Source organism: Sulfuricurvum sp. (assembly GCF_031427015.1).
Taxonomy (GTDB): Bacteria; Campylobacterota; Campylobacteria; order Campylobacterales; family Sulfurimonadaceae; genus Sulfuricurvum.
In genome coordinates this window covers 20,792-32,776 of the sequence record NZ_JASJOW010000004.1, presented here as the reverse complement: position 1 = coordinate 32,776, position 11,985 = coordinate 20,792, and the positions used below count along the sequence as shown (strand labels likewise).

Sequence of the window (11,985 nt, the reverse complement as noted above, 5' to 3'; positions counted from 1 at the left end):
TATTCTCTATAATTATTTGATAAAGCCATAACATGTCTCCTGATTTCCCTCTTTCCCTGCGATATGGGCAACCTCTTTCGCGATGAGTTTCCATCCGATCAACGCACACGCATCTTCGAGACGGATCATCGCTTTTCCTATCGCTTTATCGTCTTTTACGACGCCGTTTTTATCCCGTTTCACTTCACGCCCCACCTGAAACTGCGGTTTAAAGAGGAGAACGATGTATTTGGATGCGAGGCGATCAATCGATTCGAGTATCAGTTCCAACGGAATAAAAGCGACATCGCATGTTACAATATCAAATGGTTGCTCTGAGGTGAAATTGCGAATATCGGTATTTTCATGAACACTGATGCGCGAATCTTCCCGCAATGAGGGGTGAAGCTGATCGCTCCCGACATCGACACAGGTGACACTCGCAACACTGTTTTCCAAAAGAACCTGCGTAAACCCCCCCGTAGAAGATCCGATATCTAAAGCGTTAAGACCTTTGAGATCCCACTCGGTATAGGGGAGAAATCCTTTGAGTTTGATCGCGGCACGGCTAACGTAGAGTTCCGTATCGGCGACTTCGACAACCATCCCCTCCGTAACGTCATAGGAAACCTTATCGACAATTTTACCCTCTACGCTTACACTGTGCTCTTTTATCAGTTGCTGTGCTTTATTTCGGCTCTCAACCAATCCATTCTCTACCAAATAACTATCAAGTCTCATATTTATCCATTATTTTATAATTCGTTATGGTGGCATAACTTTGTTTAGGATACCATTGCGGATCAGTTTTAGCTCAAGGGTTCAAATGCAATCAGTTCATGTGGTCGTCATCGGCGGGGGGTACGGAGGCATTCGCGCGATTGAACATTTGGCACATAACAGCCATATTTCTATCACCCTCATCGATAAAAACCCTTATCACTATATGCAAGCCGAAGTCTATGATTTCATTGCCAACAAAGTCGATATGTCACAGATAATGATCGACCTCCCCTCACTCACGAAAAGTTTCGGATTGGTCGAATTTATCTGTGAGGAAGTGAACGGTATCGATACTCTCGCCACTACGGTCTCAACAGCTACCCAAAATATCAAATACGATCACCTCATTATCGCCACCGGAAGCCGCACCTATTTCCCTGACTTTATCAAAGGGCTTCGTGAAAATACTCACGGTGTCAAAAGTATCCCCGCCGCGCTCGATTTCAAACAACAGTTTGAACGCTCCCTTCTCAACCGCATCGAAGCACAAACTCGCGGATGCGACGTCGAACCTTTTAACATCGTTATCGGCGGAGCGGGTCTCTCAGGGGTAGAGATCGCCGCAGAGATGGCGGCGTATGCCAACCATTTTTACCAAAACGGCAACTTCGGATGTCGCGGAGTCGATGTTTACCTTATCGATGCGTATGAGACAATATTGTTCGGTATGGATCCGTTTTTAATAGAGAGTGCCTATGAGCGGCTCACGAAACTCGGGGTTCACGTGTGGCATAACAACCGAATCAGTGAAGTACGAAAAAATGAGATTCTTCTCGACAACGGTAAAATACTTGATTTTGAATTTATGATTTTTACGGGGGGAATCGCCGCATCGACCCTCACCCAATACATTGGGTTTGAAACGAATACTAAGGGGCATTTGATCGTCGATGAACATCTCAACATCCCCAATCATCCGAACATTTATGCTATCGGCGATATCACACAAGCACTCGATGAAAACGATAGATTTATCCCTCCGACAGCCCAACTTGCTGAACGAGGAGGTGAGCACGTCGCCGCCAATATCCTCCGTTCGCTCAAAGGGAAATCCAAACGTCCGTTTCGATTTAAAAACCAAGGGGTGATGATCGCCCTTGGAGGGGAATACGGAGCAGGCTTGCTCCCCGGAGGGATCAAGGTGAAAGGGTATCTCGCCTATTTAATCAAAAAGGCTATTTTTTGGATGTACACCGCTCCCCTCCGTCGCCGAAGCGCTATCGGAAAGCGACGTTAGGGAGCGAAACTCGCTCTCAGTGAGGAGCGTTACACCCAGTTCGACCGCTTTATCATATTTGCTCCCCGCATCTTCGCCATACACGACGTAATCGGTCTTTTTCGACACCGACGAGGCAACTTTCGCCCCTAATGCTTCCAATATCGCCTTGATACTATCGCGCGGCACCGACATCGATCCCGTGATCACGACGCTTTTCCCTTTAAACGGGTTCTCGTGAGCTTCCACTTTGATAGGGGCTACGGGATTTAAAAGGGTGCGGAGTTTTTCGATTTTTTCGCTGTTAACACGGGAAAATTCGAGGATCGATTCGACCATCTCACCCCCGAATCCCTCCAGTGCCAAAATTGCTTCACGGCTTGCACTGTCAAACGCCGTTCCGAACGCACCGCACAATGTTTTAGAGGCTACTTCGCCGATATGCTCAATCCCCAGCGCATTGATAAAACGCCAGCAATCGCACCCCTTGACCGCCGCAATGGCGTCGATCAGATTACGGCTCTTTTTCTCTTTGAACCCTTCCAGTGATAAGAGCTGTTCCATCGTGAGAGCGAAGAGATCAGAGAGTTCGCGCACCATCCCCGCGCTATGGAGTGCTTCGACGATTTTATCCCCTAACCCATCGATATTGAGGCATTGTTTCGAGGCAAAATAGATGATCGAGTTCACCACCCGCGCTTCGCACGAGAGATTCTGGCATTTGATCAACGCCCCCTCATCGAGAAGTTCCGAATGACAGACGGGACAATGCTTCGGTCGATGGATGATCTCCTCGCTCCCATCCCTCTCGCTCGCGATCACCTTGACGATTTTCGGGATAACGTCACCGCTTCGGAGTATTATCACTTTATCCCCAATGCGGATATCTTTACGCTCAATCTCATCGAAATTATGGAGCGTCGACCTCTCGACCGTCACCCCCTCAATATCTACAGGCTCAACGATGGCGACGGGAGTGACGACGCCGCTCCGCCCGACTTGAAGAATAACCTCTTTCAGTGTTGTCAGTTTCTCGATAGCGGGAAATTTATACGCCGCCGCCCATCGAGGATTTTTTACCGTGTAGCCTAGTTCATCCTGCACGGCTATCGCATCCACTTTGATTACCATCCCATCGAGGAGCATCGCGAAATTATCCCGCTCAACGCGCATTTCGTGGTAAAAATTTTCGATCTGATCCGCGCTCTCGCACAAGTGGGTCATATGGGGATTTCGGAACCCCAGAGCATAGACCCACTCCATCCGCTCGCTCAGATTTTTGATCTCCAGCGTATTGGCTCCGATACCATAGGGCATAAAGACGAGGCGGCGTGACGCGGTGATACGGGTGTCGAGCTGACGGAGGCTCCCCGCCGCCGCATTGCGCGGGTTGGCAAACAGCGATTCACCGTTGCGTAAACGCTCTTCGTTGATTTTCTCGAAATCCTCTTTGAAGATTACCACTTCTCCGCGAATCTCGATCCGCCCCGTGTACTCGATGCTCAGAGGAATACTTTGGATCGTTTTGGCATTTTGGGTCACATCCTCCCCCTCGACACCGTCTCCGCGCGTGATCGCTTGCACTAACGCACCGTTATCATAGATGAGATTGAGACTCGCCCCGTCAAATTTGGGTTCGCAGTAAAAACGGACATCCCCGTATCCTTTCGTGATACGGTTGACCCACGTCTCCAACTCCTCGCGGTTGAAAAGGTCTTCGAGGCTCCACATACGGCTGAGATGGTGTGCCTTGTCAAACTTATCCTGAGGGACATCCCCTACCCGCTGTGTCGGAGAATCGGGGATTATTTCATTGGGATGTTCTGCCTCATACGCTACCACGAGGTGATAGAGAATATCGTACTCCTCATCGGTCGTGATCGGATCATCGAGGACGTAGTAATGATAGGAGAATTTTTGAAGTTGTTGTACGGCACTTTGGTATTCGGTTTGGGTCATAATTAGATACTTTTTGGTTTAAAATTTTGTTGATTGATTAAAGAGGTGATAGTGATCATATCGTCTTGGATAACATATACAATCACGTACCCTTTAAAGATTAAATCGCGAACATTATCATCGTCATAGTAGATCGATTTTCGACAACGATACGGCATATCGACCAATGATTTGCATTGAGCTATCAACATTTGTTTAAATTCGCGTGCCGCACTCGGTTTATCTTCCGCTATTGTTTCGATCTGTTTGATCAAAGTAACCATAAATTCGGGATCAAATTCAATCTTCATAACGTGCAAGTGCTTCGTCTAACATTTTTTCTGCTTCATCTATAGAGTAGCATTTAACTTTTCCGCTCCGTAGTGCTTCAACTTGTCGTGCTACCATTCGCTTATCAGCTTCAAACTGTCTTTGTTGAATCTCTTGTTCGATCATGATTTCGAGTTCATCGTTACGCATCAGGACAAAATCGAGTTTATTGTTTTTGAGAACGCCGATTTTATCGACTTCGTGGTTGGCTAGTTTCGAGAGTACCGCTCCGAAGTTTTTGGCGACATCGGTCGAACTCATCAGTTCGTTTGGTTTGTAGGCTACCATCGTAATCTCCCGTTTAATCTTACGGAATATTATACAGGTTTTTTAGAAAGTTTTAGAATAGTTGTCTATTTTACTACTAAAAAGTAACCTATTTAGTTATAGTTATCACCTGACCCCTATTTCGTATTTCGCTATTTCTCAAATATCCGATTTAATATCTACAGTATTGATTATAGTTTTACCAATAGGCCAGTGTTTCTCCCATAGTGACACTGGACTTTCATATATGATAAGGTAACTTGTTTTTGTTTTTATATTCACTAGAACAATATTCACTATACGCATTTGCACGCCATCTTCTTTTCTGACAGACTCATATTGCGTATTAAGCTGAATAAATGGGTCAATAAATGTTTCTAGCACAGTGGCTCCAAATTTTTGAGCCAATCCATCAATCATTTCTTTTAGTTGTCTTGGAGCAGATGGATTTCCTCTAAAAACATTAATAGATACACCAGTATCAAAGATATTTCCTTCAGAAATTTTCTCTTTTGATAAGAATATAGCTAGTGTTTTTCCTTGTTTTTCCTTTAAATAATACCAATCATTAGGTAATAAGAAGTTAGCATTAATCTCATCAATATGCATCCATGTATATCCTTCAGGAGGTGAAGAAACATCAGTAGCATTTACAACAGAGCCGAAAAAAATGAAGAATATTAATATAATTTGTAACATTCGTATATTTTACCTAAGTTTCTTAGAGTCTCACGATCTTCGCCCCAAATCCCCCCAAATGCTGAGGAGCATCGCTAAAGCTTTTGACACTCGGATGGCCTTTTAAAAACTCTTTGACAGCATACGAAAGTTTCCCCGTTCCGATCCCGTGATAGATAATCACCTCATCAAACCCCTGCAAGAGTGCATCAGAGAGAAATTTATCCATCCGCTCGCACGCCTCTTCCCCTCGAAGTCCGTGAAGATCAAGTTTGAGACCGCTTTTTTGATCGATCTGTGACGTTACCGTTACTTTTGGCTTTTTCGGGAGGTTGCCGCTGGGTTTAAGATCGGTGAGTTTGACCCGTAAACGCATCCCCTCAACCTCGATCATCGCATCTTTGGCTCCGACGCTCACGACGGTTCCACGCTGAGTGCGGTATTTCACACTCTGCCCCACTACGTAGGTGATCGGTTCGGGTTCGGCAATCTTGATCGGCTCAGGTTTCGGAAGTTTGGCCTGCGCCTTGTTCAACTGACGGTGGATAGAGGCCATATCCATACCACGTGCCGCCTCTTTCGCCTCTGCGATAGCGAGGTCATAGCCTGTACGAAGTTTCGCTTTTTCGGCTTCCAACTCGGTTCTGAGATACTCCCGCGCCTCTTTGAGATCACGCTCTTGGGATTTGAGGGTTTCGAGTCGTTCGTCTACTTCGCGGTTTTTCCGTTTTAGCTCACGCTCCAGTTCACTCCCCCGCTCGATCAGGACGCTCAGTTTTTCGTGGTTTTCCCCGTAGAGCGATTTGGCACGGGTGATGATGGCGGGGTTGATCCCGTATCGGGCGGCGGTTTCAAACGCGTAGCTCTTGCCGATCACCCCTTGCAAAAACTCATAGGTCGGGAGACGGCGCTCTTCATCATAGAGTGCCGCCATCAGCTCCACATCGTCACGATCCGCCATCAATGCGGCGAGCCGTTTGTGATGGGTGGTGACGATGATCTTCTGCTCCCGTTTGATCAGCTCATCGAGGACGATGGCAAAGAGTGCCGCCGCTTCGTCGCTGTCGGTTCCCAGTTCGATCTCATCCACCCCGACGAGGGCACTTTTATGCTCGAAGAGATGGCTAAACTGCACCATCCGCCCCGCAAAGGTAGAGATATCGTTGCTCACGCTTTGGGGATCGTCGATCACCGCTTCGATCCGTTTGAAACTTCCGATCCGCGATTTGTGGGGATTGATCTTCATCGGGATGAGATATTTCGCCATCAGACTCGCCGAGAGGAGCGATTTTAGAAGCATCGTTTTACCCCCCGCATTCACCCCCGTAATCATCAAGAGGTTGGAGCGGAAATCGACACTGATCGGTTTGGGTTTGTGGATGGCGGGATGGGAGAACTCTTCGAGGACGATATCGGTGTTGTTTTGGGGTTTGAGGATCGCGAAATCTCGCGCTCGGGCGAACAACACCCGCGCTTGGTAATGATCGTATCGGTCGAACTCGCGGTCAATAAATCCAATAAACGGGACGAGGTTCGAGAGTTTGGCACTAAAGCGTTTGGCGTACTCGTAGAGTTTCGTTTCACGCTCTTGCAATACATAGCGCAACTGCTCTTTGGAGCGAAGCACCGAATCGGGGGCAACGTAGAAAAATCCCGCCCCCGTCCGTCCAACGACGGAGCCTTTGAGGACATGGTTGAACCCGCCGCGTACCAAAAGAGTCTCTTCATCATTGATATAGTGGATTTGGGTATCGACGAGATAGGGGGTCAGTTTTTGGGTATGGAATAGCCGCTTTATCGACTCGTTGATCTCCGTTTTGATCGCTTTGATCCGCTGCGCGATGCGATGGAGTTCCTCATCACGCGACTCGATGAAGTTCCCTTCATGATCGAAATACTCCTCAATCTCAGAGAACGGTTCGGGGATGATAATCGTCTCCATCCATTCACCGATGAGGCCTGCGAAATTGTGGTTACGCATAAGACGAAAATAGCGAACCACTTTGAGGAGTTCATGGATCTCTTCGAAGCGCAAAACCCCCTGCTTTTTGAGGTGGTTAATAATGCTTTCAAAAGCTACACTTTTCGGCGGGGCTTTAAACTCCAACGCATCGAGGGCTTGGATATAGCGGTAGTGGCGCTCTTGATCCCCTTGCATCGCGATGTTTTGTTCACGAGAGAAAAACTGCTCTAATGAGGCAATATGAGGGAGAAGATCGAGCTTGCCGAAAAGCTCGGCGAGGGTAGAAGAGAGTGAACTCATTGACACTCACGGGCATTAATGATTTGCTGATAGTGCGAAGTTCCCTTATTGCCGATAAAACTTTGTGTCCCTTCACTGTAGCCGAACGTCGAGCTGTTCACCTCTATTCCCTGACACATTACACTTTTTCCTTGATAATAGTCTTGAACAATGGCATTCACATGATCGCGTTCACGGTCACTTTGGATATTGTACGCTATCGCTCCCGCGACACTCAATGTCAGAATAAGGGAAATAATCCCTTTTTGTTTTCCGCTTAGCTCCGTAAAATAGTGCATCAATGCAAACCCAAGAGCGACAATGCCGAACCAAAGAAGATACGCCATAACCTATTTTGTCCCTCTAAGCTGATAGGTCAAATCCCCTGCCCCGAATCCGACGATGAGATCGTGATCGTAAGTTTGAACGACGGCATCACCGATAATCGATTCGATGGTATCACCCGCACGGTGAAGTTTGTCGCTCATCGTGAGATTATAACGCTCAAAACGCCCCTCAAAATCGATATCACGAGGTTCTTCGCTCGCCGCCCATACAGGGAGAATAACGAGTTCGGCACACCCTTCGAAACACTCAACAAACGCATCGAGATTATCAATGGTTCGGGAATATTTGTGCGGCTGCCAGATCGCGATGATACGCTTGAACCCTTTGAGCTCCGCATAAGTTTTGAGCGACTGCATCGTCGCTTTGATCTCGGTCGGATGGTGGGCGTAATCATCGATAATGACACGATCCGAGCCTTTGAAAATCACATCAAACCGTTTTTTGATTCCTCGGAAATTAAGGAGATGGACACGGATAGAAGCGATGCTCATCGTCTGTGCCGCCGCCATGATCGCCAATGAAGCATCCATGGCGATATGTTCGCCGAATCCCCATACCTCAAACTCTCCGAATCCTTTGAGGTGAAAGCGTGTATAGGGTTCATCATCGAGGAGGGTATAAGTGATATTGGTGATATCCTGACTCGGATAGAGACGCAATGCATCGCATTCGAGTGTTGCCATAAACGGATCTTCGGCATTGATAACCCGCACCGGAGCCATTTCGATAAAACGGAGATACGCGTTGTGAAACTCGTCGATATTGTAGTTGTAATACTCCATATGTTCCGGTTCGGCATTGGTGACGATCGAGCAATACGGGTTAGAGTTGAGAAAGCTTCCATCAGACTCATCGGCTTCAAAAAGCATTACATCCGTACTTCCGTCATAGCGGACGTTGGAACCGAATCCTTTGGACTCTGCGCCGATGATCGCACTGCCATCCATGATTGCCGCCAAAATCGCCGTCGTCGTACTTTTACCGTGTGCTCCGCACACCGCATAAACTTTTTTCTCACTCAATATTCGTAGCAAGGCATCGCGACGATGAAGCACTTCAATCCCGCGACGGTGGGCTTCTACGATTTCAGAGTTGGTCGGACGGATAATTGCCGAATGGATAACGAGATCACACCCCTGCGGGATATTGGCCGCATCATGCCCGATATGAACGGTAATTCCGCGATCAATTAAACGCTGGGTAATATGGGTCGCTTTCATATCCGAACCGCTCACCTCATGGCCGCTGAAACGCATATATTTGGCGAGTCCTGAAATGCCGATTCCGCCGATCCCGATAAAGTGGATTTTCATTGCGCAATCTCCTTTTTGAAAGTACTGATATAAAATTTCCCGCCCTCTTGGGTTGCCACCATATCGACATACTCATCGATAAAATCATCAAACGGAATTTTCGCGTCACACCCTGCACGGTGAACGCTCATCGCGATGCTGAATTCCTCATCGTTACTGATCCCGCCGAGCACTTCAAACAGGGCACTCGCATCGGTAGCTGATCCTGCACTGTAATGCTCTATCGCATATTCGTACAAAGCTCGGAGCGTTGCGAAATCCTGCACTTCATTCATATCAAGTTTTTCGAGATTCTCTAACGCATTGGTGAGACGCTCCAGTGCGAGATCGAGGATATTGGCATAGTAGGCCATCAACGTATCTTCATCGAATGTTTCATGTGCCTGAGATTCCAAGACGTAGAGAGAAGCGATATCCCCCTCGCTCTGTGCTTGGAAAATTTTATCTTTTAACTCGTTCATGATAATGCCTCCTTTAGGCGATTAAGTGCTTGAATCGTTCGCGTTGTCTCTTCGACGAGGGCGATACGGATATAGCCGATGCCGGGATTTTCCCCCTGAGCATCCTCTCGTGCTAAAAATTCTCCCGGTAATACCTTGACATTGTAGTCGCGGTACAAACGCTGTGTGAATTCAAGTGCATTGTCTACTTTTAGCCAAACATAAAAGGTCGCATCGGACGTTTTAATCCCTAAAATTTCCTGCGCCGCTTTGAAATTCTCTGCATATACCGCGCGCGCTTTTGCCACATGATACTCATCCGCCCACGCCATTGCCGCCGCCGCTTGCAGAGGAAGAGGAGAAGCACATCCGACATAGGTGCGATACTGCGCATACCCTTTTAAAATCTCCGCATCCCCCGCGATAAATCCGCTCCGCAGACCCGGTGCGGAAGAGCGTTTGGAGATCGAATTGATGACAAGGACATTTTTAAACGACGTATTGCCGACATAGAGTGACGCTTCGAGGAGCGAGGGGACTTTTTCGGCTGTATAAATCTCGCTATAGCACTCATCGTTAATGAGGCAGAAATCGTGTTTGAGGGCAAGTTTCACCCAAGCACCCAACTCTTCGAGACTGAGTACCGATGCCGTCGGGTTATTCGGGAAGTTCAAGATGACCAGATCGCAAACGGACAGTTCCCCTTCATCGATGATCGGTTTGAAGTTGTTTTGCTCGGTGAGGTTGAGATGGATCACCCGTGCGCGGGATGCTATTGCCGCACCCTCATAAATCTGATAAAACGGGTTAGTGTAGGCCATCACAGCCTCTTTTTTATCGAACAGATAATATTGGGGAAAATTAAAGAGCACTTCTCTGGTCCCGAACGAACTCACCAGCTCATTGGGTTTGAGTTTTACCCCGAAACGGCTCTCGACAAACCCGCGCATCGAGTCGTTTAGATACGCTTCCCCTGCCGTTTTCGGATAACGGCGAAGCTCTTCGGAGTGCTTGGCAAGCGATTTTTGGATAAAAGCAGGGGTCTCAAACTGCGGTTCCCCGATGGTCAGGGCAATCGGAGAATACTCACGGTTAGGGATAATCCCCTCTAAAAGAGAAGTGAGTTTTTCAAATGGGTACGGTTCAAAATGCAAAGGACGGTCTTTGTAATGGAATGTGTTGTTATATTATAGCGTTTTGGAACTGTATATTAGTAATGGAGCGGATCATATTATGGCTGCCTTTGAAGTTTTATACCCTCAAAGGATCCTTCTGTCTCTCTAGAATCCGAAACAGCTTGGCCGTGATGTAAAACATCCACACCACACTTACGGCATAGCTGAATGACGACCATTGCAAAGGGTTTAAATCCATTTCAAGAATCCCGAAGATCGGTACAAGCAGAATAATTTGCAAAAAATAATAGATAAACGGTTTGATATAACTCACACGGCGGCGCTCACACGTCAAAGAACTGTTTCTCTTACTTTTTTTTCGTTCGCTGCCCTGATATAATGAGTCGTTTTTCATAGTAAATATCCTAACTTTTATAAAAAATTATAATATTAATATCGGTTGTTACCGCTTTATATTTGAATCAATATTTCACGACCTCTTTTTTAGAGGGAGGGAGGCGATCTTCTCTCCCGTTTACCATCCCCTCAAACGCTTTGATGTCGTGCTTGCTCACCACCATATAACGTCCTAACGCCATCGCATTATCACCGGAAGAGGCATGTTGTCGATCGATCGTAAACGCCGCCGCATACCCCGATTTTTTAGCATCCACAAGCAATCCATCATCATAAATTCCAAATACCCATGCCAGATATTTAATCTCGTGTCCCATTCTCTCTTCGAGTTTTTTCTTCGCACCGCCGAGCTGTTTATCGACAAATTTCGCATATTCCTCGGATGAGAGTTTTTTCTTCTCTTTTTTGAAATTCGGATGCCAATACGTATGCGACTCTACACGAAATAGTTTTGTCGACTCAAGCTCACGAAGTTGTTCCCAATTCATAGCATACGCAGCATTGGAAATCGCACTCGGATAGATAAAAAGGGTGACTGGAACTTTATATTTTTTGACCAACGGTGCCATATCGCTGTAAACGCTTTTGTGTCCGTCATCGACGGTTATCACTACTGATTTAGCAGGGATCGATTTCACTTCGCCTCGAAGATATTTGGCAGCGGTATCCAAAGGTATAACCGTATAACCGTTTGTTTTAAGCCACTCCATCTGCTCCGCAAACGCAGAGGTTTTGATCGTCATCGAATCGGCTACCTCGGTACCGAAACGGTGATAACACAAAATAGGGACTTTTTTTTCAACTGCCGTAGCCCACAACGAACCCATCAAAACCGCAACCATTAAAACCAATCGAAACATATGCACTAAAACCCTTCTGTAATAAAAATTCGCGGATTATAGCGCATATCATCTCCTTA

At 46.9% G+C, this 11,985-nt stretch carries 13 protein-coding genes; 1 reads left to right on the top strand and 12 read right to left on the bottom strand.

Features of this window, described 5'->3' with window-relative positions; translation table 11 throughout:
• Window positions 1-12 precede the first annotated feature (12 nt).
• Window positions 13-720, bottom strand: a complete 708-nt coding sequence (locus tag RMO68_RS08680; RefSeq protein WP_310440347.1) for a TlyA family RNA methyltransferase — start codon at window positions 718-720, stop codon at window positions 13-15.
• A gap of 85 nt (window positions 721-805) precedes the next feature.
• Here RMO68_RS08680 and RMO68_RS08675 point away from each other — a divergent pair, with 85 nt between their 5' ends.
• Window positions 806-1,999 (top strand): NAD(P)/FAD-dependent oxidoreductase, encoded by a 1,194-nt coding sequence (locus tag RMO68_RS08675; RefSeq protein ID WP_310440346.1) that lies wholly within the window; start codon window positions 806-808, stop codon window positions 1,997-1,999.
• Here RMO68_RS08675 and ligA read toward each other — a convergent pair.
• The 11 genes from ligA to RMO68_RS08620 form a co-directional block, all read right to left on the bottom strand.
• Window positions 1,925-3,937, bottom strand: coding sequence for an NAD-dependent DNA ligase LigA (gene ligA, locus RMO68_RS08670; protein ID WP_310440345.1), 2,013 nt, complete (start codon window positions 3,935-3,937; stop codon window positions 1,925-1,927). The genes RMO68_RS08675 and ligA overlap by 75 nt on opposite strands.
• 2 nt (window positions 3,938-3,939) lie before the next feature.
• Entirely contained in the window at window positions 3,940-4,227 is a 288-nt protein-coding gene (locus RMO68_RS08665) for a type II toxin-antitoxin system RelE/ParE family toxin (RefSeq protein WP_310440344.1), read from the bottom strand.
• Entirely contained in the window at window positions 4,217-4,534 is a 318-nt protein-coding gene (locus tag RMO68_RS08660; protein WP_310440343.1) for a hypothetical protein, read from the bottom strand. Before RMO68_RS08660 ends, RMO68_RS08665 begins: the two co-directional genes overlap by 11 nt.
• A gap of 138 nt (window positions 4,535-4,672) precedes the next feature.
• Window positions 4,673-5,212, bottom strand: coding sequence for a hypothetical protein (locus tag RMO68_RS08655; protein ID WP_310440342.1), 540 nt, complete (start codon window positions 5,210-5,212; stop codon window positions 4,673-4,675).
• Window positions 5,213-5,234: 22 nt separating this feature from the next.
• A complete protein-coding gene (locus RMO68_RS08650; protein ID WP_310440341.1) occupies window positions 5,235-7,454 on the bottom strand; it encodes an endonuclease MutS2 in 2,220 nt (739 codons plus the stop codon).
• On the bottom strand, window positions 7,451-7,780 hold the full coding sequence (locus RMO68_RS08645) for a hypothetical protein (RefSeq protein ID WP_310440340.1): 330 nt from the start codon (window positions 7,778-7,780) through the stop codon (window positions 7,451-7,453). Before RMO68_RS08645 ends, RMO68_RS08650 begins: the two co-directional genes overlap by 4 nt.
• A 3-nt stretch (window positions 7,781-7,783) precedes the next feature.
• Window positions 7,784-9,094 (bottom strand): UDP-N-acetylmuramate--L-alanine ligase, encoded by a 1,311-nt coding sequence (murC, locus tag RMO68_RS08640; protein ID WP_310440339.1) that lies wholly within the window; start codon window positions 9,092-9,094, stop codon window positions 7,784-7,786.
• Window positions 9,091-9,555, bottom strand: coding sequence for a hypothetical protein (locus tag RMO68_RS08635; RefSeq protein ID WP_310440338.1), 465 nt, complete (start codon window positions 9,553-9,555; stop codon window positions 9,091-9,093). The genes murC and RMO68_RS08635 overlap by 4 nt, the downstream gene beginning before the upstream one ends.
• The gene (locus RMO68_RS08630) at window positions 9,552-10,688 is read right to left on the bottom strand and encodes a succinyldiaminopimelate transaminase (protein ID WP_310440337.1); all 1,137 of its coding nucleotides are present in this window, start codon (window positions 10,686-10,688) and stop codon (window positions 9,552-9,554) included. Before RMO68_RS08630 ends, RMO68_RS08635 begins: the two co-directional genes overlap by 4 nt.
• 97 nt (window positions 10,689-10,785) lie before the next feature.
• Entirely contained in the window at window positions 10,786-11,064 is a 279-nt protein-coding gene (locus tag RMO68_RS08625; protein WP_310440336.1) for a hypothetical protein, read from the bottom strand.
• Between the two features lie 67 nt (window positions 11,065-11,131).
• Window positions 11,132-11,926, bottom strand: coding sequence for a polysaccharide deacetylase family protein (locus tag RMO68_RS08620; protein WP_310440335.1), 795 nt, complete (start codon window positions 11,924-11,926; stop codon window positions 11,132-11,134).
• Window positions 11,927-11,985: the final 59 nt, after the last annotated feature.